The sequence below is a fragment of the Dactylosporangium fulvum genome, assembly GCF_025137375.1.
GTDB lineage: Bacteria > Actinomycetota > Actinomycetes > Mycobacteriales > Micromonosporaceae > Dactylosporangium > Dactylosporangium fulvum.
Genome location: NZ_CP073720.1, coordinates 2,939,273 through 2,959,894, shown reverse-complemented (window position 1 = coordinate 2,959,894; position 20,622 = coordinate 2,939,273). Strand labels below are relative to the sequence as shown.

The following is a 20,622-nucleotide window of genomic DNA, read 5'->3' as shown; positions in this document are numbered from 1 at the left end:
GCTGCGCGACGTCCACAGCTGTCGGCGTCATTTCCCCGACATCCTGCGACGAAACGCCCGGCCGCATGCGGTCCCCGCCGAACGTCGAGCCCTGACGACGGGCGGCGGTCCCGTGTCAGTACACGGGCAGACGCGGCACGGCGGCGAGCAGTTGCCGGGTGTAGGGGTGCTGCGGGCGTTCGAAGACGTCGTCGACCGGGCCGCGCTCGACGACGTCGCCGTCCTTCATCACCAGGACGTCGTCGCTGAGGTACCGGATGACGCCGAGATCGTGGGAGATGAACAGCATCGCCAGCCCCCGCGTCGCCTGCAGCTCGGCGAGCAGGTCGAGGATCTGCGCCTGGATCGACACGTCCAGCGCCGACACCGGTTCGTCACAGACCAGCAGGTCCGGCCCGGGTGCCAGGGCCCGGGCGATGGCCACACGCTGCCGCTGGCCGCCGGACATCTCGGCGGGCCGGCGCTCGGCGAGAGCCGCCGGCAGTCCGACGGTCTCCAGCAGATCGGTCACCCGGCGCCGCCGGGCGGCCGGATCGGGCAGCCCGTGCAGGGCCTCGCCGACGACCTGGGCGGTGGTGAACCGCGGGTCGAACGCGCCGAGCGGGTCCTGATGGATGAGCTGGATCCGGCCGCGGCTCGGGCGGCGCTCGCGTTCCCGCAGGGTGCTCCACGCCGCGCCGGCGAAACGGACCTCGCCGGCGTCGGGGCGCAGCAGGCCGAGGGCGATGCGTGCCACGGTGCTCTTGCCGGAGCCGGACTCGCCGACGATCCCGAGGGTACGGCCGCCCGCCACGGTGAACGACACGTCATGCACGGCGTCGCGCAGGGTTCCGTCCGGTTGGCGGTACCGCTTGGTGACCTCGCGCACCTCCAGGAGGGGCTCCCCCGCCGGTCCCGGCTTCGGCCGGCCGGGGCGTGCGGAAGGGACGGCGGCGAGCAGCCGCTGGGTGTAGGGGTGCCGGGCCGCGCCGAGCACGGCGTCCGGGTTGCCGGACTCGACGATCACCCCGTCGCGCATCACCAGGATGTGGTCGGCCATCCGGCCGACCACGGCCAGGTCATGGCTGATCATCAGCAGTGCGGTGCCGCCCGCCTTGAGCTCCTCCAGCAGGGTCAGCACCTGTGCCTGTACGGTCACGTCGAGCGCGGTGGTGGGCTCGTCGACGACGAGGACCGGCGGCGCGGCGATCACCGCGGAGGCGATCAGGGCTCGTTGCCGCAGGCCGCCGGAGAGCTGGTGCGGATACTGCGCGGCGCGCAGCCGCGGCTCGGGCACCCCGGCACCGGTGAGTGCGTCGACGACCCGGGTCTCGCGCAGCCCGCGCGGGACCAGCCGGTGGCGGCGCAACGGCTCACCGACGTCGCGACGCACCCGGTGCAGCGGGTTCAGTGAGCCGAGGGCGTCCTGCAGGACCAGGCCGATGTCGCGGCCCCGGACCTGGCGCCACTGGCGTTCGGAGAGCTCGGTGAGGTTCCTCCCGGCCAGGCGCAGCGCGCCGGCGGTCACGGTGGCGTTCGGACCGGCCAGGCCGAGCAGCGCTCGGGCGGTGGCGCTCTTGCCCGATCCGGATTCTCCGACGATCGCCAGGCACTGACCGGCGTGCAGGGCGAAGCTGATCCCGCGTACCGCTTCGACGGTGCCGGTGCCGGTGCGGAACGTGACGTGTAGGTCGTCGGCCTCCAGGGCCACGGGCGCGGTCACCGCTGCGCCGCCGCGGCCTGCCGGCGCAGCTCGGCGATCCAGCGCTCGTCACGCTGTGACCGGCGGCGCCGTTTGCGGTCCTCGAGGATGTCCGCGGCCCGGCCCGGGTCCCCGCTGCGGGCCAGCGCGTCGCAGAGGGTGTCGACGACGATGTCCTGCTGCAGGCGGCTGCCACCGACCAGGCTCACCGCGGCCAGGACGCCGCCGATGTGCTGCGCGGCCGCGTCGAAGCGGCCCTCGCCGTGTGCGGCGACACCGTCCAGGACGGCGACGATGACGTCCCGGTTGGGGCGGGTGGTTTCGGCCCGCCACGCGGCGCGGAGGGTGTGCAGCGTGGCGTGGTCGGCGACGGCCAGGGCGAGGGCGGCGTGCACGTCGAACAGCCCGCTGCGTGGTCCGTGCACCTGCGTGCGGGCGAGCTCGGCCACCGGTGACCACGGCAGGTCGCCGTGGCCGTCGATCCGCAGCCGCCACAGCACGGCGGCGCTGTCGACCAGGGTGGTCCGCTGGCTGGAGACCTGCGGATCGATGGCGGCGTGGTAGCGGTGCAGGCCGAGTTCGGCGTCGTCGCGCTCCAGCGCGACGAGCGCGTGGTGCCAGCGCAGGTGGGTCTGCAGCGGCGAGCGGGGGTGGCGGGTGTCGAACCAGCCCTCCAGGAACGACTCCGCCTGTGCGATGCGGCCGGTCTCGTGCAGGACGTGGACGTAGCCGTGGCAGGCGGCCCGGTTGTCCGGCCGGTCGCGCAGCGACAGTTCGGCGGCCGTCTCGGCCGCGGCGAACTGCCACGCCTCCTCGAGCTCGAGCGAGCAGATCCCGGCGAGCGCCCAGTCGTCGGGGAACACGGCGCTGGAGCGGGCGGCGAGATCCAGCACCCCCTCCCGGCCGGTGCCGGCCGCGATCCGCCGGGTGCTGAGCAGCCCCGCGGCGAAACCCAGCACCAGCAGGTCCCCCGGGTGCCGGTCGAGGTGCTCGGCGAACGCGGCCAGGTGCGCCGGCGGCGCCGTGACGAGATCGATCTGGTGAGCCTCACGCGGGTCGAGCCGGTCCGCGCCTTCCCGGCGCAGCCGCACCGCGGCGGTGAACGCGTCCCGGGCCTCGGTGTCGCGGCCCGCCGAGGCGAGGCTCAGCCCGAGCCCGAGGTGCGCCACCGCGAGCCCTGGGTCCAGTTCCACGGCGCGGGCGAAGCCGTCGGCGGCGGAGCCGTCCAGGGCCAGGTACTGGTCGACGGCCTCGAAGTACGCCGCCGCGGCATCCGGGTCGGCGGTGGACACGGTCTGCCCGTATCGATCGGTCTGCATCGTCGTGCCTTCCAGGTGGGTCATCGGCCGCCACGGACCGCGCCGACGCCGAAGCGGGTGCGCAGTGCCCGGCCCAGGATGGTCACCGCGACGGCGGTGACGGTGATCAGCAGGCCGGGGAAGACCCCGGCCCACCAGGCGACGGCCAGCGTGGAGCGGCCCTCGGCGAGCATCGCGCCCCATTCGGGCGTCGGCGGTTGCGTGCCCAGCCCGAGGAAGCTCAGCCCGGACGCGAAGATCACCGCCACGCCGAACCCGAGCGTCGCCATCACGAGCAGCGGGCCCACCGCGTTGGGCAGGATGTGCCGCCAGAGCGAGGTCCACGGCCCCACGCCGAGCCCGGTGGCGGCCTCGACGTAACCGGCGTGACGGACCACCAGCAGCCGGGAGCGCAACAGCCGCGCATAACCGGGCATGTCGGCCAGTCCGATCGCCACGAGCAGGCTCAGCTCGCCGCGCCCGACGATCGTCACGACGACGAGGGCGAGCAGCAGCGCCGGGAACGACAGCAGCACGTCGAGCACGCGGGAGACGACGAGGTCGGCCAGCCGGCCGCCGAGGGCGGCGAGCACGCCGACCGGCACCGCGACGAGCAGCGCGACCAGCGTGGCGCCCGCGGCGATGCGCAGCGAGTGCCGGGCGCCGTGGACAGCACGGGCGAACAGGTCCCGGCCGAGCTGGTCGGTGCCGAACAGGTGGTCGGCGCCCGGTGGGCGGAACGAGGCGAGCGGGTCGGTCGCGTTGGGGTCGTGGCCGGTGAACAGGTGCGGCATGACCGCCGCAGCGGTGACGACGAGGACCACCAACGTAGCCATGACGACCGTGACCGGCAGCCGCCGGGTCTGCCTAGCGGCCATCGCGACGCAGCCTGGGATCGACGACGAGGTACGACAGCTCGACCAGCAGGTTCACCACGACGTACACCGCCGCGGCCAGCATCACCACTCCGGTGACCATCGGGATGTCCTTGTTCGTCACCGCGGTCAGCGCCACCTGGCCGAGCCCGGGCCGGCCGAAGACCTGTTCGATGAGGACCGACCCGCCGAGCAGGCTCCCCACGAACCAGCCGGTGAGTGTCGTGGCCGGCACCAGGCAGTGCCGCAGGGCGTGCCCGGTCCGCACGGCCAGTTCCCCGGCACCGCGCGCTCGTGCGGAGGTGACGAACGGCTGCGCGAGTGCGGCGTCCATCTCCTCCCGCATCACCTGCCCGAGCGTCCCGGCGATCGGCAGGGCGACGGCGACGGCCGGCAGCACGAGACTGCGCCAGGTGCCTGCCTCGATCACCGGGAAGACGTGCCAGCGCAGCGACAGGAAGGTGATCAGCAGGATGCCCAGCCAGTACTGCGGCAGCGACACGGCGACCATCTCGAAGCCGGAGAACAGCAGGCGGGCGAGACGGTGCCGCTCCGGCACCAGCACCGCCGCGCACACCGCGAGCAGTATCGCCAGCACCAGCGCGGCGGCGGCCAGCTGCACGGTCGGCAGCAGTTGCTCGACGAGCGCGTCCAGGACCGGCCGCTGCAGCTGGTAGGAGGTGCCCAGGTCACCACGGGCGAGATCGCCCAGCAGCCGGGCGTACTGCACACCGGGCGGGTCGGCAAGCCCGTACTCGGCGCGGACCTGGTCCTTGAGCTCCGGTGACACCAGGGCCTGGTTGCCCATGATGATGTCGACCGGGTCGCCCGGGATCAGGTGCAGCATGGCGAAGCACAGCGTCGCCGCACCCCACAGCTGCACCACCGCGATCGCCGCCCGGCGGGCGAAACGACCGGCGTCACGCCGGGTGAGCACGGCCCAGCACCGACTTCTCGCCCGCCTCGACGGCGCTCGACAGCACGTTCTCCCGTGGTGGCAGTGGGCAGTTGTACCAGTCGGAGAACGCGCACGGCGGCAGGTAGGCCCGGTTGAAGTCCACGACGTATCCGTCACCGGTGCGCAGCGCCTCGACGAACCGGCCCGGGCGGTACGTGCTCACCCCGGTCGTGGCGTCGGCGAACACGAACCACAGCCCGCCGTGGCCTTCGAAGGCACGCACCCGGTGCGGGGTGCCGGCGAGAGTGAACGCCAGCTCGCCGGGGACCACGTGTTCCCGCACGACGTCGTCGCGCTGGTACGGGATCGCGGCCGGCTCGGGAGCGGTGAACGGTTCGAACACCGCCGGCACCCGCCACTTCGGCTCGTACGGGTACCGGTCGACGCCGCGGAACGCCGCGCGGGCCGGCGCCGCGTGCTCGTAGGTCCGCACCACCGGCGTTCCCTCGCGGACGAACGTCCGGACGGTCACGCCGGGCGCCTCGAGATCACCGTCCACATAGGAGGTTCCGGTCAGCGGCGTCCCGTCCCGGGTCAGCTGCGCGCCGGGCTCCACGGTCACGGTGAGCCGCCCGCCGTCCACGTCCCAGATGCCGGGCACGCCGTCGACGACCAGCGGCTCGAAGACGGTGTAGGTGCCGGTGAGGGCGACGTGACCGGCCGGCCCGGCCACCTCTTCCGCCCGCGCGGCCAGCCACGCCTCCCAGTCGGCGCTCACTTGGTGCGCCAGACGGTGTAGAAGGAGTCGGGGTAGCCCGACACCGTGAACTGGACGCCCTGCACCGAATTCGACGCACCCAGCAGGTACTGCGGGACGTAGATCGGCACGGCCGCGGCATTGTCGATGACCCAGCGCTGCAGCGGCTTGTACGCGGCGGGGCGGTCCTCCTGCCGCAGCGCGGTCAGGCCCTGGCTGAGCCAGCCGTCGACCTGCGGGTCGTCGACGTTGGCGTAGTTCGCGCCGCCCTTGGTGGCCAGGAACTTCGACGACCACACGTTGAACAGCATGTCGGGGTCGGCGCGCTGGTTGCTCTGGTCGGTGATGTCGTAGTCGCCGGCCCGGGCCCGGGAGGCGAACGTGCCCGCGTCGAGACCCTGCAGTGTCACCTCGAAGCCGAGCTTCTTGGCGTTGTCGGCGATCGCCTGGGCCACGACGTCACGCTGCTCCCGCATGACGGTGCTGTTCTGCACCCACACCACCGTCAGGCGCTTCCCGTCCTTGACCCGGTAGCCCTGGGCGTCCTTCTGCGTCCAGCCGGCCTCGTCGAGCAGCCGGTTGGCCAGGTTCAGGTCCTGGGCCCAGCTGCCTTCGAGGGAGCTGTCGTAGGAATACGGCGTGCTCGGCGTGAGCGGGCTCCAGGCCCGTGGGAAACGGCCCGCGTACACCGACTTGACGATGTTCTCGATGTCGATGCCGCGCTGGAATGCCTGACGCACCTTGACGTCGTCGAAGGGCGCCCGCTTGGTGTTGAGGTAGGCGGTGAACGGGGTACCGGCCGCGGCGGCGCTGAGGATGCGAACGCCGCCGCCGGCCTCGAACGCGGCCGCGGTGACCGGCGGCACGTTGGCGGCGAGCTGCGCCTGGCCGCTGCTGACCGCGCCGACCCGGATCGCGTTCTCCGGCAGGAACCGGACCTCGACCTTGTCCAGGTAGGCCGCGCCCTGGTGCGCTGCGCCGTCCGGCGGCCAGTTGTAGGCGTCGTACCGGGCGAACGTGAGGCTCTGCCCCTTGGTGTAGGCGGCAGTGGTGAACGGTCCGGTGCCGACGGCGTTGGGGCCGCCCGCGCACAGCGCGGCCTGACCCTTGGCGAGCGCGGCAGGCGACTGGATGCCGAGCACCGAGAACGACGCGAGCTGCAGGAACGGCGCGAACGGCGACTTGAGCTTGACCACCAGTGTGGCCGGGGCGGCCGCGGTCGCGGACTCGAACGGCAGGGAGCCGGCCAGCGGCGCCTTGGTCGCCGGGTCGACGAAGTGGTCGAAGGTGGCCTTCGCTGCCGTCGCGTCGAACTTCGTGCCGTCGTGGAAGGTCACGTCGTCGCGCAGGTTGAACGTGTAGGTGGTGCCGTCCGCGGAGATCTCCCAGGACTTCGCCAGCCACGGGTGGAAGGCGCCCTTGGCGTCCTGGAAGATCAGCGAGTCGTAGACGTTGCGCTGCAGAATCTGGGTGGCGATCTGGCTCGGTGCGGCCGGGTCGAGGCACGTGGGCTCGACGTCGGTGGCGAACACGACAGTGCCGCCACGCACGGGCGTTCCGGAGCCGGCGCCGTCGCCGTCGCCGGGAGCACCGGTGGCGCTGCAGGCGGCGACGAGCGCCACCGACGCCGCCGCCAAGACCAGCCTGCGGGACATGGTTACTCCCCTTTTCAGACGTACTTACTAGGAAATCAGCGTGAGCGTATACACGCGTCGACGCAGCGGCAAGAGTCGTCTGCTGTGACCTGTCTTGCTCTGATCAGGCCGGGTCTCGCCGGGGCCAACTGGAGCTCAGCCGGGTCGCCGGGGCTCACCGGGGCAGGCCGGGTCTCGTCGGGGTCACCGGGGCCGACCGGGGCCCACCGGGGCTCGGCCAGCGCCCGCCGGAGGTCGCCGGGACAGGCCGGGTTCAGGAGGTGGCGGCGAGCTTCGCCAGCCGGGCCTCGCGGGCCCGGTCGAGGTGCGCCACCGTCGCCCGGCGGGCCTCTTCGGTGTCGCCGGCCTCGATGGCGGCCAGGATGCGCTCGTGCTCGGCAGCGGCGATCGCCTGGTCGGCCAGGGTCGGCTCGTCGACGTCGTAGACGGCGAGCATCGAGTCGAGCCGCTCCAGCAGGTCGATGACCGTGGCGTTGCCGGCCGCCGCGCGCAGGGCCTTGTGCCAGGCCGCGTGCAGCTCAAGAAGTCGTGCCGGGTCGGTGGCGGCGCGCGCCTCGCGACCCAGATGCCCGAGCCGCGCCAGGTCGTACGCCGAGCGGCGGGCGGCGGCCCGCGCCGCGCAGGTCGACTCCAGCGCGATCCGCGCCTCGTAGATCTCCAGCAACTCCTCCGGGCTGCGCATCCGCACCCGGTATCCGCGTCGGTCCCGCTCCAGCAGCCCGTCCCGCTCGAGCAGCACCAACGCCTCACGCACCGGCGTGCGGGACACGCCGAGCCGCTCGGACAGCAGGGTCTCCAGCAGCACCGCGCCCGGCGCGAGTTTCCCGCTGACGATCTCGGCACGCAGCCGCTCGTACTGCGTCGAGGTCGAATCCCGATTGGCTGCGGGCACCAGAGTCCTCCAAGGATGACCGGGCGAGACGGAGGCCACTGTAGTTCAGCCGGTACGACCGGCGGGCACCCTACCGCACGATGTCCACAGTGGACATCACGCGCCGCTGCGGTTCGTCGGCCTGGGGCGCAGGCCGAGGTGCTCGCGCAGGGTGGTGCCGGTGTAGGCGGTGCGGTAGACGCCGCGTTCCTGCAGGGCGGGCACCAGCAGGTCGACGATGTCGTCGAGGCCGTGCGGAACCAGGTACGGCGAGATGTTGAACCCGTCAAGCGCGCCGTGGCGCACGAAGCGGGCAAACTTGTCGGCGAGCGCCTGCGGGGTGCCGACGTGACCGCGGGCGCGCTGGCCGAGGTGGATGACCGTCTCGCGCAGTGACCAGCCGTTGGCGTCGGCGGCCTCGCGCCACTGGCGGACGACGGCCTGCGAGTCGGCGGTGCGGGCGGCGCCGAACGCGCCGCTGGTGTCCTGCGGTCGCGGGTCGTCCTTGGGCAGCGGGCCGTCCGGGTCGTGGTCGCTGAGGTCGAGGTTCCACAGCAGGCCGGCCTGGGCGAGAGCGGTGGCCGGCGTGACCTGCTCCCGCCGCACCCAGGCCGCCTTCTCCTCGGCCTCGGCGGCGGTGGCGCCGATGATGATCGACGTGCCGGGCAGGATGCGCAGATCGTCCTCCGGGCGTCCGGCGGTGCGCAGCCGGGCCCGGATGTCGTCGGCGAACGCGAGGGCGTCGTCGAAGTCGGCGCCGTGGGCGGAGAAGATGACGTCGGCGTTGCGGGCGGCGAAGTCGCGGCCTTCACCGGAGTCGCCGGCCTGGAAGATGACCGGATGGCCCTGCCGGCTGCGCGGCAGGGTGGGCGTGACGTCGACGGTGAACTGCTCGCTACGGACCCGCACCGGGGAGATCGCGCCCGGCTGAGCCCACGACGGGGCGTCGGCGGAGGCGGCGACGGCGACGGCGTTGTCGTGCCAGCCGTCCCAGATGGCCCGGGCGGCGGTCAGGAACTGTTCGGCGCGCCGGTACCGGTCGGCGTGGTCGAGATAACCACCGCGGCGGAAGTTCTCGCCGGTCCAGGCGTTGTCGGTGGTGACGACGTTCCAGCCGGCCCGGCCGTCGGAGAGCAGGTCGAGGCCGGCCAGGCGGCGGGCCAGGTCGGCGGGCTCGTTGAACGTGGTGTTGGTGGTGGAGACGAGCCCGATGCGGTCGGTGACGGCGGCGAGAGCCGACAGCTGGGTGATGGCGTCGGGCCGGCCCGCCACGTCGAGGTCGTGGATACGGCCGCCGACCTCGCGCAGCCGAAGCCCTTCGCCCAGGAAGAAGGCGTCGAAGAGGCCGCGCTCGGCGGTCTGGGCGACCCTGCGGTACGACTCCGGGGAGATCTGCGACCCGCTCGCCGGGTCGGACCAGATGGTCCAGTAGTTCACGCCCTGGAAGAACACGCCGAAGTGCAGCTGGGCGTCCGGACGGGGAACGTCGGTCGGGTCGGTGCGGGTCATGCGGGTCCTCCCGGAAGCGCGAACCGGTTCTGCGGACGGGGCAGGCCGAGCGTCTGGCGCAGCGACGCGCCCGGCAGCGGGCGGGCGGCGAGGCGGCTCTTGATCAAGGCGGGCACGACGTACTGCGAGAGCACGGCGAGGTCCTCGTCGAGCACCAGCGGGTGCAGCCGGACACCGTCGACGCCGGCCTGCGCGTCGAGGTCGCGCAGCAGTGCCACGAGGCCGCCCGGGCCACCTGTGTACCGCAGGCGCCCGGCCACGGGCCACGGCGCGTGCCGGTCGAGTGCCGCCACCCGGTCGGCACCGTCCGCTGCGGAGGTGTCGAGGGCGACCTCGATCTCGGCGAAGGTCCGCGGCGTCGTCGTCGCGGCGGCGGCCTGCCGGACCGCGGCGACGTCGGCACCGCCCACCAGCGTGACGTCGACCTCCTCGTCCGGCACGAGGCCGGGCGGGGCCAGGACGACCAGCTGTCCCTGCGGCGGGCGCGGAACGATCGCGGGACCCGTCACCGTATACGTGGCGCCGGTGAAGTCGACGTAGTGGAGCCGGTCACGGTCGAGGTAGCGGCCGGTGGCGACGTCGCGGACGACGGCGTCGTCCTCCCACGAGTCCCACAGCGCGCGCACGACCCGTACCGCATCCGCGGCCTCCTGCCGGGGATCGGCGACGGGCCGTCCCCACGCCTCCGCCGCTCCGGGCCGGGGACTGGTCGCGACGACCCAGCCGGCCCGTCCCGCGGAGATGTGGTCGACCGACGCGAGCTGCGAGGAGACGTGGAACGGCTCGGTGTACGTCGTGGACACCACCGGCGCGACCGACAGGACGCTGGTCGACGCGGCGATGAAGGCCGCCCGCTCCACGGCGCCGATCCGGCCGGCGATGCCGCCGTCCGGCGGCAACAGGTCGTCGTCGAGGGTGACGAGGGTGAAGCCGGCACGTTCGGCGATCTCGGCGACGTGCCGGACCCGGCGCGGTCCGAGCAGCGCCGCGGGTGGGTGCGCGGCGCGGCGCCAGGCCTCGGGATGGGCACCGTCACCGTCGATCTCGACGGCGAGCACGAGAGACATCGTCAAAGCCCTTCTGTGGGCGGCGGGTCCGCCGTCGGCGGGAAAAATATGCCGTTGCTGGCGCTGAGGCCGCCGTCGCTGGCCAGGACCGCGCCGGTGATGTACGACGCCGCGGGAGAGGCCAGGAACCAGATGACCTCCGCCTGTTCACGCGGCTCGGCCCACCGCCCCAGCGGGATGCGCCGGCTCAGCTCACGGGCACGCTCGGCGTCCTCGTGCACGGCGGCGGTCCGGGCGGTCAGCGTGAGGCCGGGCGCGATCGCGTTGATACGGATGCCTTGGTACGCATAGTCGAGCGCCGCCGACCGCACGAGGTTGACGGCGGCGGCCTTGGTGGTGTTGTAGGCCCAGGTGTACGGGTCGCCGCGCAGTCCCGCGACCGACGCGGTCACGACGACAGCACCGCCGCCGGCGGCGCGCAGTGCGGGCACCGCAGCCCGGATGCCGAGTGCGGCACCGCGGACGTTGACGGCGTGGATCGCGTCGAGCGCCGCGATCGCGCCGCCGTGCTCCAGCGGTGGCGCCCCACCCGCACCGGCATTGAGCACCGCGACGTCGAGCCGCCCGTGGCGGCGCACCGCCAGCGCCACCATCTCGCGGTTCGTCTCCTCTTCGGCGACGTCGCCGAGCAGCGGCGTCACGCCGTCCACCTCGGACACCTCAGCGAGCCGCCCCGGGTCGGTGTCGACGGCGATGACGGCGAATCCGCGGGCGGCGAAGAGTTCTGCGGTGGCCCGCCCGATGCCGCTGCCCGCTGCGGTCACCACCACAACCTTGCGTGGTGTGGACACTCGTCTCCTCCACTGACACCCGCGCCATCGTGCAGACTTCCTATGAATCCTATCTGCTAAGTAGAGTTTTAGTCCACGAATTCGACGGCCGGCGTGACGAGGGCGACAGCGACGGCCACAGGCGTTGACAGTCCCGGACAGGCGCCGCTGGACTGTATGCATGGCACGCCTGCCACTGCTGTGGACACGGGACCACATCGACTTCGGTCGCGTGTGGTCGGCCTCCTGTCCCGCCTGACACACGCCCTCTTCATCCGGCCGACCCCGGGCCTCGCGCCGCGCAGCCCGGGCACTTCGCCACACCCACGATCGTGAGGAACCGTGATGTCGACATCGCACGCCCGCAAACGTCCATCCGCAGCAGACGGCCACCGCTACGACACGGCGTACGTCGTCGTCGCCGTACGCCTCCCCGGTGATCACACCGACGAACTGGCGCCCCCGCTGGTCTACCGGGCCGAGCCGCACCACCACGGCAGGCGGGAACGGCGCCGCCGACGCTGACGGCAAGCGCCGGACCCTCCCGGCGCCGACGCGGGGCCGGCCCCGCGTCGGCGCACGGTGAACGCCTACTGGAGCCCGGCGCGGACCGACGTGATGCGAGAAGTGTTGAACCCGAGCCAGTGCATCCGGCCCGCGTAACGCGCGTGCTCGATCTTGAGGCAACGGTCCATGACCACCGTCATGCCGCCGTCCTCCGCGATGCGCGCACCTTCCTCGTTGATCACGCCGAACTGGCACCAGAGGGCACCGGCGCGGATCGCCACGGCCTCGCGCGCGATCCCCGGCAGCGCATCCGGCGCGCGGAAGACGTTCACGACGTCCACCGGCACAGGCACGTCCAGCAGGCTCGCGTAGCAGGTCTCGCCGAGGATCTGCGTCTCACGGGGATTCACGGGGATCACGCGATAGCCGTGCCGTTTGAGGTAGTAGCCGACAAAATAGCTGGCGCGCAGCTCGTTGCTCGACAGGCCCACGATCGCGATGGTCCCTGCCGTGTGCAGCATGCGCTGGATCGTCAACGGGTCCTGGTACCGCGCGAGATCGGCCCCTCCGCTGCGCTCCGGACCGGTCATGCCGTCGCCACCCTTCTTGCCGCCGACGCGGCGACGTGGGCGAAGCCCTGCTCGAGGTCCCAGATCAGATCGTCGACGGATTCGGTGCCGACCGACAGCCGCACCGTCCCCGGTGCGACGCCGGCCGCGCGGAGCTCGTCGTCGCCCAGCTGGCGGTGCGTCGTGCTGGCCGGGTGGATGATCAGGCTCTTCGCGTCGCCGACGTTCGCCAGGTGGGACCAGAGCGTCACGCCGCGGATGAGGTCCTGCCCGCCGTCGCGGCCGCCGGCGCACTCGAACGAGAACACCGCGCCCGCGCCGCGCGGCAGGTACTTCTCCACCAGCGGACGGTACCTGCTGCCCGGCAGGCCGGGGTAGGACACGTCGGCCGCGAGCTCGTGCGACTCGAGGAACGCCGCGACCGCCCGTGCGTTGGTGACGTGACGTTCCATCCGCAGCGACAGGGTCTCGAGCCCCTGCAGGAACAGGAACGCGTTGAACGGCGAAAGCGCTCCGCCGAGGTCGCGCAGGGTCTCGGCGCGCAGCTTCATCAGGTAGCCGTAGGTCCCGAACGTCTCGTGGAACTGCAGGCCGTGGTACGCCGGCGACGGATCCGCGATCACCGGGAACCGCCCGTTGGACCAGTTGAACGTGCCCGCCTCGACGACGACGCCGCCGATGCTCGTGCCGTGGCCGCCGATGAACTTGGTCGCCGAGTGGATCACGATGTCGGCGCCCCACTCGATCGGGCGGCACAGATACGGCGTCGCGAACGTGTTGTCCACGATCAGCGGCAGGTCGTGCTCGTGCGCGACGGCCGCGACGGTCTCGATGTCGAGCACGTTCCCGGCGGGGTTGCCGATCGTCTCGCCGAAGAACGCCTTGGTGTTCGCGCGGATCGCCCGCCGCCATGCGTCCGGATCGTCGGGATCGACCCACGTCAGCTCGACGCTCATCTTGCGCAGCAGATGTTTGAGCTGGTTCACCGTCCCGCCGTAGAGTGCCGAGGACGAAACGACGTGGTCGCCCGGCTGTAGCAGCGTGAACAACGCGGCCGCCTGGGCGGCGATCCCGCTGGCGAACGCCACCGCGCCGCAGCCGCCTTCGAGGTTCGCCACCCGCTCCTCGAACACCGCGACGGTCGGGTTCATGATGCGTGAGTACGTGTTGCCGTACTCCTGCAGGTTGAAGTACGCCGCCGCCGACTCCGGGTCCTCGAAGACGTAGCTGGTCGTCTGGAAGATCGGCACGGCCCGGGCACCCGTGTTGGGGTCGGGCCGCTGCCCGGCGTGCAGTTGCCGGGTCTCGAACCCGAACTCGCGGGCCTCCTCGGCACGGAGGGGCTTGTCGGTCACGGTGCCTCTTTCCTCGACGTCACGCGGCTGTACCGCCCAGAAAGCGGCGGATGATCGGCGTCTGTCGCGCCTCTTCGAGCAGGAAGCAGTCGTGACCGTACGGCGCGTCGATCACCTGGAACTCGACGGGCTTGCCGTGAGCCAGCAGCGCGTCCTCGATCTCCTGCGACGCGGACGGCGGATAGAGCCAGTCGGAGCTGAACGCGATGAGCAGCGTCCGCGCCGTGACGCCGTCGAGCGCCCGGGCGAGCGACCCGCCACCGTGCTGCCGCGCCAGGTCGAAATAGGTCAGCGCGCGCGAGGTGTAGAGATACGTGTTGGCGTCGAAGCGTTTGACGAACGTCGCGGCCTGGTGGCGCAGGTAGCTCTCGACCTGGAAATCCGGCTCGGCGATCGTGTAGCGGATGTCGTCGGCGTCCTGCAGCCGCCGGCCGAACTTGTCACCCATCGAGGTCGCGGACAGGTAGGTGACGTGGCCGACCATCCGCGCCACGCCCATGCCGGCGTCGGGCGCGCGGCCGGTGCCGTGGTAGTGACCGCCCTGCCAGGCCGGGTCGCGCATGATCGCCTCACGGGCGATCGCGTTCCAGGACACGCCCTGCGGGTGCAGCGCGTGCGTGCTGGCGATCGCCACGACGGCGTCAACCTGGTCGGGGAACAGCACCGCCCATTCCAGTGCCTGCATCCCGCCCAGCGAGCCACCCGCCACCGCGGCGAGCCGCTCGATGCCGAGGACGTCGAGCAGCGCCCGCTCGGTGCGCACCATGTCCGCGACGGTGATGACCGGGAAGTCCGACCCGTACGGCCGGCCGGTCGCCGGGTCGGTCGAGGACGGTCCGGTCGTCCCCCGGCAACCGCCGAGCAGGTTCGTGGAGACGACGAAGTAGCGGTCGGTGTCGAACGCCTTACCGGGGCCGATCATCCCGTCCCACCATCCGAGACCCTTGCCGGCCACACCGTCGCGGTCCTCCGCCCCGAACCCGTCGCGGGCGCTCTCCCCGGGCGTCTTCGACAGGCCGGCCGCGTGGGCGTCGCCGCTGAGCGCGTGGCACACCAGGATGACGTTGTCCCGATCGGGTGACAGAGTGCCGTACGTCTCATAGGCCACGCGGACAGGGTGCAGATCCCGTCCGCAGTCGAGCCGGATCGGTTCGGGCAGGTCGGCGTATTGCGTCTCGACAAGGCCGACCGAGCCGGTCGCGCGTGTCGAGGCTGGTCCCATGGCCGCGATCATAGCCGGAACCGTCCGGCCGATGTACTGTCAACCATCCCGACCGGGATTATGGTGGACCGAAGGGAGCATTACGCGACATGACCACGGTTGAGAACGGCGTCAACGTGCAGGCACTGCTCGACGCGCGGACCGTGCTGAAGGACGCGCCGGAGGCCGCGCAGTTCACCTGGCGGGCCTCGTCCAAGTGGCAGCACGGCGTCCACAGCACCACGCGGATCCAGCAGTTCTTCGGTCTCGGCCAGGAGCAGAGCCACAAGACCGAAGCCGTGTTCGACGCCGACCACCCCGCGGTCTTCGCGGCGGAGGACAACGGCATCACGCCGATCGAATACCTGCTCGTCGGCCTGGCGAGCTGCCTGACGGCGGGCGTGGCGTCCGTCGCGCAGAACCGCGGCATCCAGCTGCGCTCCGTCGAGTCGGTCGTCGAGGGCCAGCACGACATCCGGGGCATCCTCGGCGTCGACAGCGACGTCCGCAACGGGTTCAACGACATCAAGGTGACGTTCAACATCGACGCCGACGCCTCGCAGCAGGAGATCGAAGCGCTGGTGGCCCAGTCCCAGAAGCGCTCCGCCGTTTTCGACGCGCTCACCAACCCGACGAACGTCACCGTCGAAGTCGCCTGACCGGTCGACGTTGGAGGGCCGAGCCATCGAGCGCGTCACCACGGTCGTCATCGGCGCCGGCCACGCCGGCCTCGCCGCGAGCCGGTTTCTCAGCGACCGGTCGATCGACCACGTCGTGCTGGAACGCGGCGAGGTGGCGAACTCGTGGCGGCGCGAACGGTGGGACTCCCTGCGGCTGCTCACCCCGAACTGGCAGTGCCGCCTGCCGGGCCACCGCTACGAAGGCCCGGATCCCGACGGGTACATGACGGCGGGCGAAGTGGTCGACTTCATCGAGCGCTTCGCCGCCGTCTCCCGCGCTCCCGTCCGGACCGGCACAAACGTCACGTCGGTGCGGCGCACCGGCGACGGCTACCACGTGACGACCGGCAGCGGCGAGATCCGCTGCCGGGCCGTGGTCGTCGCGAGCGGCGCGTGCAATCGTCCGACCGTGCCGCAGTTCCACGACGCGGTGCCGGGCTCCGTCGAGCAGCTCACGCCGTTCGACTACCGCGGACCCGAAAAGCTCCCGGACGGCGGCGTGCTCGTCGTGGGCGCGTCGGCGACCGGCGTGCAGCTGGCGGCCGAGCTGCAGCGGTCGGGCCGGCCGGTGACCCTCTCGGTCGGGGAGCACGTCCGGCTGCCCCGCGTGTACCGCGGCCGTGACGTGCTGTGGTGGATGGACGCGTCGGGGGTGTGGGACCAGCGGTACGACGAGATCGACGACCTCACCCGGGCCCGGCGGCTGCCCTCGCCGCAGCTCGCCGGAACACCGGAGCGCAACACCCTCGACCTCAACGCGCTCACCGCGATGGGCGTCGAACTGGTGGGCCGGTGGGCGGCTGTGCGGGACGGCCGCGCGCTGTTCTCCGGCGGCCTGCGCAACGTGTTCTCGCTCGCCGACCTCAAGATGGAGCGCCTGCTGGACACGTTCGACTCCTGGGCCCGGACCGCCGGTCACACCGCCGAGGCCGGGCCGCCGGAGCGCCTCCCGCCGACCCGGGTGCCGGAGTCGACCCGGTTGCAGCTCGACCTGCACAGCGGCGAGATCCGCACGATCGTGTGGGCGACCGGCTTCCGGCCGGACTACGCATGGCTCGACGTGCCCGTCCTCGACGCGAAGGGCCGGCTCGACCACAACGGCGGCGTGCTCGACAGCCCGGGCCTCTATGCGCTGGGCCTGCCCGTGCTGCGCCGGCGCAAGTCCACCTTCATCCATGGCGTCGAGGACGACGCCCGAGAGGTGATCGAGCACCTCGCCGGCCATCTGGCCGCACGTCGGTGACCCCGGCCGCCGGCCGTCCAGCAGGCCGGCGACGGTGTCCGTGCGCCGTTCGGAGCGGGGCGGACGAGGACAGGCACGCTGTGGTGCCGTCAGGTCCGCCCCGCTCGCAAGCCGCTCGTTACGGGCGGCCGTAGCCGTACAGCGGGTCGACGTCGATCGGGGCGACCTTGACCACGGTGCGGCTGTTCGGAGCGTGGATGATCTGGTTGTTGCCGATGTAGATGCCGACGTGCCCGAGGCCGTTGTAGAAGACCAGGTCACCCGGGGCGAGCTGGCTGCGGCTGATGTGGCGGACCTTCTGCCACTGCTGGGCGGCGTTGTGCGGCAGCGTCACCCCGGCCGCCTTCCAGGCCATCATCGTCAAGCCCGAGCAGTCGAACGAGTTCGGGCCGGCGGCGCCCCAGACGTACTTCTTGCCCAACTGTGCCCATGCATAGCTCACCGCCTTGCCGGCCGCGCCGGACACCGCGGGCGGCTTCGTGGCGGGCGGGCTCGCGGCCGGCGGCTTCTGCGCGGCGGCCGCGGTGGCGGCGTTGACCTTGTCCTGCAACGCGTCCAGCCGGGCGATGTCGGCCTCGATCTGCTTGCGGCGGGTCTCCAGCTCGGTCTTCTGCGCCTGCTGGGCCGCGAGCAGTCCGTCGAGCCGCTGCCGCTCGGCGTCGTAGGCGTGTTTCGCGGTCTTGAACGTGTCGAGCTCGACCAGCTGGTTGTGCGAGATCTGCCGGAGGGTGCCGAGCTGGTCGACGAAGTGGTCCGACGAGCCGGCGCCGAGCACCACGGACAGCGTCCGCAGGTTGCTGCCGGTCTTGTAGGCGGACACCGCGACCTGCTCGACGTTGACCTGGGCGGCCTCCATCTTCGCCTGGAGCGGGCGCAGCTTCGCGTCGAGGTCAGCCAGCGCCGTCTGCGTCACGGTGAGGTCGCCGTTGACCTTGTTGTACTGCTCGACGACGAGCTCGACCTTGCGGTTGCCGTCGTCGATCTGGGCCTGGATCTCGGCCGCCGTCGGGTCGGCGTGCGCGGCGCAGGCGGGCGCCACGACCACCGCCACGGTAGCTCCGACCAGCAGGGAACGCAGGAGCGTTCGTCCGTTGAACACGGCGGGTTCCTTCTTTTGGGACCGCCTACCGGGTGAGCTGACGGGCTCGGGCGAGAAGAAGGCGCCCTACCGTGGTGGTCACACGCGTCGGCACGGTGCCGGCGCCGCGCCACGGATTCGCCCCGGGGCGATCGCTCGCCCAGGTGGGTCCCCGGCTCGGCCGCCCGCCACCCGTGACCGGGACGCCGGACCGCCGACTCGACGGCGCCTGTCCGGGTCACCCCGCTGGGCGACGACATCCGGCAGGCGAGCCCAACATAACGGGACCGTCTCGGCGGCGGTACCGCCGGGAGTGGGATCTAAGCGACACTTAACGAAACCCACAGATTGTCCCGCCGGCGATCCTCACGCCGGTGCTCGCGGCTCTTCCGGCGGGGCCTGCCGCGACGGCAGTTCCGCCTGGACACGCCGCCAGTGGTAGACGTACACGGGACCGGCGATCAGCAGCAGCGCGCCGGAGCTGATCAGGCCGAGCACGGATTGGCGTCGCTGCGAGTCCTGGATCGCCCGGTGAAGGCGCTGCTGGTCCTCGGCGCTCATGCCCGGCTCCTCGCCGAGCATCGGGACGTGGTGGCCGGGTTCCGGGTACGCCAGTTCGACCGCGTTGCGGACGACTCCCACGCCGGCGAAGATCGCGATCACCAGCGTGATCAGGCAGACGAGATACAGGTACAGGTTGCGCAGGCTGAAGCGCTCTTGCATCGCCAGGCGTCCTCTCCTCCACCGGTACGCCGGTCGCCGGCGTTCCCGCTGTCGTCATCCCCGCTCGCCTGGCCTACCCGCTCGTGGCCCGGCCAAGCCCACCGCTCGAGGGGATCCGGGCGACCTGGTCACCGTTGGTCGAGTGGGATCTCGGCCTGCAGGCGGGTGCCCTGGCCGGCCGGGCTCTCGACGGTCAGCGTGCCGCCGAGTGCTTCGACGCGGTCGGTCAGTCCGATGAGACCTGTGCCGCGCTTCGGGTCCGCGCCACCGATACCGTCGTCGCGCACCGTCAGGTACAGGTTCCTACCCCGGACCTGCGCGCAGACGTGGATGAGCGTGGCCTGGGCATACTTGGTGGCGTTCGTCAGCGCCTCCGCCGCCACGTAGTAGGCCGCGACCTCGACCGGTTCCGGCTGCCGGCCGTCCACCTGCACGTCGAGCTCCACCGGGACGGCGCAGCGGCGGGCCAGCGTGCGCAGCGCGGGTCGCAGGCCGCCCTCGGTGAGGATCGCCGGGTGTACGCCGCGTGAGAGCTCCCGCACGTCGTCGACCGTGCCGCTCAACCCGGACACGACGGCGGACAGCTGCTGCCGAAGCTGCGTCAGCTCCGGCGGCACGTTCGCCTCGGCCCGGCGGATGTCCAGCCCCAGCGAGATGAGTCGCTGCTGGACGCCATCGTGCAGATCGCGCTCGAGCTGCCGGCGGGTCTGGTCGGTGGCGAGCACAAGTCGCGCCCTCGACGCGACGAGGTAGGCGCTCTGCACGAGCGTGACCGCCTGGCGGATGATCAGCAGCGAGATGACCACGGTCACGACGACGATCTCGACGCTGTCCATCCGGATACCCCGGACGAGCTGCACGATCAACAGCACGCCCGTGCCGGCGACCGGCACGTACGGCAGCAACAGGTGGCCCCAGCGGGCGTGCGGGCGCACCACCCAGCGCGGCGCTTCCCGGGTCGGGGTCGGGGTCAGCGCGGCGATCGCGATGAGCCCGTGCCCGGCGACGAACCCGGCATTGGCCAGCAGCGGCATGCTGTGCGCGCCCGCGGACACCTGGTACGCGAAGATGCTGTCCGAGAACGCCAGGCAGAACAGCCCGGCTGCGAGGATGACCAGCTGTAACCGGTTCGCCGCCGACGCGGCTGCGGCGATGAGCAGGATGACGATGACGGTCAGCAGCAGTTCGGTGACCGGGTAGGCGATCGCGACCGAGAAGGCGAACGGGGTGGCCGCACCGGCCCGCACCACCGGCCTGAGCGTGGTGGCCCAGGTGAACACGAACAACGCACCCACGACAATGAGCCCGTCGAGGACCATCACCAGCTGCTCCGGGCGGCGCCGCGGCGCGCCCTGCCCGGACTGGTCGGACTGGTCGGCGGCCAGGACGATGATCGCCGCGAGCGCGAACACCGGCAGGGTCAGGTATCCGGCGTCCGCGGGCGACGGGGACGGCAGCCCGACGCCGCGAACCAGTTGGTACCAGGACCAGACGGATTGCCCGAACATCCAGCCGCACGTCCCGGCGCCCATCCACAGCCGCCACCACCGCTGCGCGCCGGAATGCCGGGCGGCGGTGATCCAACAGGCGAGGGTCGCGGCGAGCGCGGCGGCGAACCGCCCGGTGTTGTCGGCGAACAGCGACCACCAGGGACTCAGCAGCCCCGTACTGGCCAGCCCGACGACAACGGCCACCGACACGGCGACGACTGCGAGCTGCGCCGACAAGGGTCTGCGCGACAAATGGATCAATCGGATCAGTCCTGACCGAAGGTGATCAGAACGACACGCGGGCTACGGTACCGTACCCGCACATCCTTCCGCCGCGTCTGGACCCGATCATTACGTCGCGGCCCGTTCACCAGCGGCTGTCACCCCTCATTTCA

General features: G+C 72.0%; 19 protein-coding genes. 3 read left to right on the top strand and 16 right to left on the bottom strand.

Features of this window, described 5'->3' with window-relative positions; all coding sequences use genetic code 11:
• Positions 1-115: 115 nt before the first annotated feature.
• The 10 genes from Dfulv_RS13685 to Dfulv_RS13640 all read right to left on the bottom strand — a co-directional run bounded on the left by Dfulv_RS13685 (position 116) and on the right by Dfulv_RS13640 (position 11,375).
• Positions 116-1,702 carry a dipeptide ABC transporter ATP-binding protein gene (locus Dfulv_RS13685; protein WP_259863299.1) on the bottom strand — a complete coding sequence of 529 codons (1,587 nt, stop codon included), beginning with the start codon at positions 1,700-1,702 and terminating at the stop codon, positions 116-118.
• The gene (locus Dfulv_RS13680; protein ID WP_259863298.1) at positions 1,699-3,024 is read right to left on the bottom strand and encodes a hypothetical protein; all 1,326 of its coding nucleotides are present in this window, start codon (positions 3,022-3,024) and stop codon (positions 1,699-1,701) included. Before Dfulv_RS13680 ends, Dfulv_RS13685 begins: the two co-directional genes overlap by 4 nt.
• Positions 3,021-3,857, bottom strand: coding sequence for an ABC transporter permease (locus tag Dfulv_RS13675; protein WP_259863297.1), 837 nt, complete (start codon positions 3,855-3,857; stop codon positions 3,021-3,023). The genes Dfulv_RS13680 and Dfulv_RS13675 overlap by 4 nt, the downstream gene beginning before the upstream one ends.
• Positions 3,847-4,791, bottom strand: a complete 945-nt coding sequence (locus Dfulv_RS13670) for an ABC transporter permease (RefSeq protein ID WP_259863296.1) — start codon at positions 4,789-4,791, stop codon at positions 3,847-3,849. Before Dfulv_RS13670 ends, Dfulv_RS13675 begins: the two co-directional genes overlap by 11 nt.
• Complete coding sequence (locus tag Dfulv_RS13665) at positions 4,775-5,530, bottom strand: DUF1684 domain-containing protein (RefSeq protein ID WP_259863295.1); 756 nt, start codon at positions 5,528-5,530, stop codon at positions 4,775-4,777. Before Dfulv_RS13665 ends, Dfulv_RS13670 begins: the two co-directional genes overlap by 17 nt.
• On the bottom strand, positions 5,527-7,164 hold the full coding sequence (locus Dfulv_RS13660; RefSeq protein WP_259863294.1) for an ABC transporter substrate-binding protein: 1,638 nt from the start codon (positions 7,162-7,164) through the stop codon (positions 5,527-5,529). Before Dfulv_RS13660 ends, Dfulv_RS13665 begins: the two co-directional genes overlap by 4 nt.
• Before the next feature lie 253 nt (positions 7,165-7,417).
• Entirely contained in the window at positions 7,418-8,056 is a 639-nt protein-coding gene (locus Dfulv_RS13655; protein ID WP_259863293.1) for a GntR family transcriptional regulator, read from the bottom strand.
• Between the two features lie 96 nt (positions 8,057-8,152).
• Complete coding sequence (locus tag Dfulv_RS13650; protein ID WP_259863292.1) at positions 8,153-9,544, bottom strand: NtaA/DmoA family FMN-dependent monooxygenase; 1,392 nt, start codon at positions 9,542-9,544, stop codon at positions 8,153-8,155.
• A complete protein-coding gene (locus Dfulv_RS13645) occupies positions 9,541-10,611 on the bottom strand; it encodes an LLM class flavin-dependent oxidoreductase (RefSeq protein ID WP_259863291.1) in 1,071 nt (356 codons plus the stop codon). The genes Dfulv_RS13650 and Dfulv_RS13645 overlap by 4 nt, the downstream gene beginning before the upstream one ends.
• A gap of 2 nt (positions 10,612-10,613) precedes the next feature.
• Positions 10,614-11,375 carry an SDR family NAD(P)-dependent oxidoreductase gene (locus tag Dfulv_RS13640; protein WP_259863290.1) on the bottom strand — a complete coding sequence of 254 codons (762 nt, stop codon included), beginning with the start codon at positions 11,373-11,375 and terminating at the stop codon, positions 10,614-10,616.
• Positions 11,376-11,726: 351 nt separating this feature from the next.
• On the opposite strand from Dfulv_RS13640, the gene Dfulv_RS13635 reads away from it, so the two are divergent.
• Positions 11,727-11,906, top strand: a complete 180-nt coding sequence (locus tag Dfulv_RS13635) for a hypothetical protein (protein WP_259863289.1) — start codon at positions 11,727-11,729, stop codon at positions 11,904-11,906.
• Positions 11,907-11,971: 65 nt separating this feature from the next.
• On the opposite strand, the gene Dfulv_RS13630 is transcribed toward Dfulv_RS13635, so the two are convergent.
• Genes Dfulv_RS13630 through metX form a run of 3 tightly spaced genes read right to left on the bottom strand, consistent with a single transcriptional unit; the run spans position 11,972 to position 15,034 of the window.
• The gene (locus Dfulv_RS13630; RefSeq protein WP_259863288.1) at positions 11,972-12,478 is read right to left on the bottom strand and encodes a CoA-binding protein; all 507 of its coding nucleotides are present in this window, start codon (positions 12,476-12,478) and stop codon (positions 11,972-11,974) included.
• Positions 12,475-13,812 (bottom strand): O-acetylhomoserine aminocarboxypropyltransferase/cysteine synthase family protein, encoded by a 1,338-nt coding sequence (locus Dfulv_RS13625; RefSeq protein WP_259863287.1) that lies wholly within the window; start codon positions 13,810-13,812, stop codon positions 12,475-12,477. Before Dfulv_RS13625 ends, Dfulv_RS13630 begins: the two co-directional genes overlap by 4 nt.
• 19 nt (positions 13,813-13,831) lie before the next feature.
• Positions 13,832-15,034 (bottom strand): homoserine O-acetyltransferase MetX, encoded by a 1,203-nt coding sequence (gene metX / locus Dfulv_RS13620; RefSeq protein WP_259863286.1) that lies wholly within the window; start codon positions 15,032-15,034, stop codon positions 13,832-13,834.
• A gap of 89 nt (positions 15,035-15,123) precedes the next feature.
• Here metX and Dfulv_RS13615 point away from each other — a divergent pair, with 89 nt between their 5' ends.
• Positions 15,124-15,672, top strand: a complete 549-nt coding sequence (locus Dfulv_RS13615) for an OsmC family protein (RefSeq protein WP_259863285.1) — start codon at positions 15,124-15,126, stop codon at positions 15,670-15,672.
• A gap of 10 nt (positions 15,673-15,682) precedes the next feature.
• Positions 15,683-16,936 (top strand): NAD(P)-binding domain-containing protein, encoded by a 1,254-nt coding sequence (locus tag Dfulv_RS13610; protein ID WP_259863284.1) that lies wholly within the window; start codon positions 15,683-15,685, stop codon positions 16,934-16,936.
• Between the two features lie 118 nt (positions 16,937-17,054).
• Here the strand turns inward: Dfulv_RS13610 and Dfulv_RS13605 are convergent, their stop codons facing one another.
• From Dfulv_RS13605 to Dfulv_RS13595, 3 genes are all read right to left on the bottom strand, one after another.
• Complete coding sequence (locus Dfulv_RS13605; RefSeq protein ID WP_259863283.1) at positions 17,055-18,035, bottom strand: C40 family peptidase; 981 nt, start codon at positions 18,033-18,035, stop codon at positions 17,055-17,057.
• Positions 18,036-18,380: 345 nt separating this feature from the next.
• Entirely contained in the window at positions 18,381-18,737 is a 357-nt protein-coding gene (locus Dfulv_RS13600) for a hypothetical protein (RefSeq protein WP_259863282.1), read from the bottom strand.
• Positions 18,738-18,865: 128 nt separating this feature from the next.
• Positions 18,866-20,479: a sensor histidine kinase gene (locus tag Dfulv_RS13595; RefSeq protein WP_259863281.1), complete on the bottom strand. Its 1,614-nt coding sequence runs from the start codon at positions 20,477-20,479 to the stop codon at positions 18,866-18,868.
• Between the last annotated feature and the right edge of the window lie 143 nt (positions 20,480-20,622).

Bases quoted from the DNA above. Each gene is read 5' to 3' on its own strand.
- metX (WP_259863286.1), bottom strand. From the start codon at position 15,034: ATGGGACCAGCCTCGACACGCGCGACCGGCTCGGTCGGCCTTGTCGAG.
- Dfulv_RS13600 (WP_259863282.1), bottom strand. From the start codon at position 18,737: ATGCAAGAGCGCTTCAGCCTGCGCAACCTGTACCTGTATCTCGTCTGC.
- Dfulv_RS13675 (WP_259863297.1), bottom strand. From the start codon at position 3,857: ATGGCCGCTAGGCAGACCCGGCGGCTGCCGGTCACGGTCGTCATGGCT.
- Dfulv_RS13645 (WP_259863291.1), bottom strand. From the start codon at position 10,611: ATGTCTCTCGTGCTCGCCGTCGAGATCGACGGTGACGGTGCCCATCCC.
- Dfulv_RS13660 (WP_259863294.1), bottom strand. From the start codon at position 7,164: ATGTCCCGCAGGCTGGTCTTGGCGGCGGCGTCGGTGGCGCTCGTCGCC.
- Dfulv_RS13615 (WP_259863285.1), top strand. From the start codon at position 15,124: ATGACCACGGTTGAGAACGGCGTCAACGTGCAGGCACTGCTCGACGCG.
- Dfulv_RS13650 (WP_259863292.1), bottom strand. From the start codon at position 9,544: ATGACCCGCACCGACCCGACCGACGTTCCCCGTCCGGACGCCCAGCTG.
- Dfulv_RS13635 (WP_259863289.1), top strand. From the start codon at position 11,727: ATGTCGACATCGCACGCCCGCAAACGTCCATCCGCAGCAGACGGCCAC.
- Dfulv_RS13680 (WP_259863298.1), bottom strand. From the start codon at position 3,024: ATGACCCACCTGGAAGGCACGACGATGCAGACCGATCGATACGGGCAG.
- Dfulv_RS13630 (WP_259863288.1), bottom strand. From the start codon at position 12,478: ATGACCGGTCCGGAGCGCAGCGGAGGGGCCGATCTCGCGCGGTACCAG.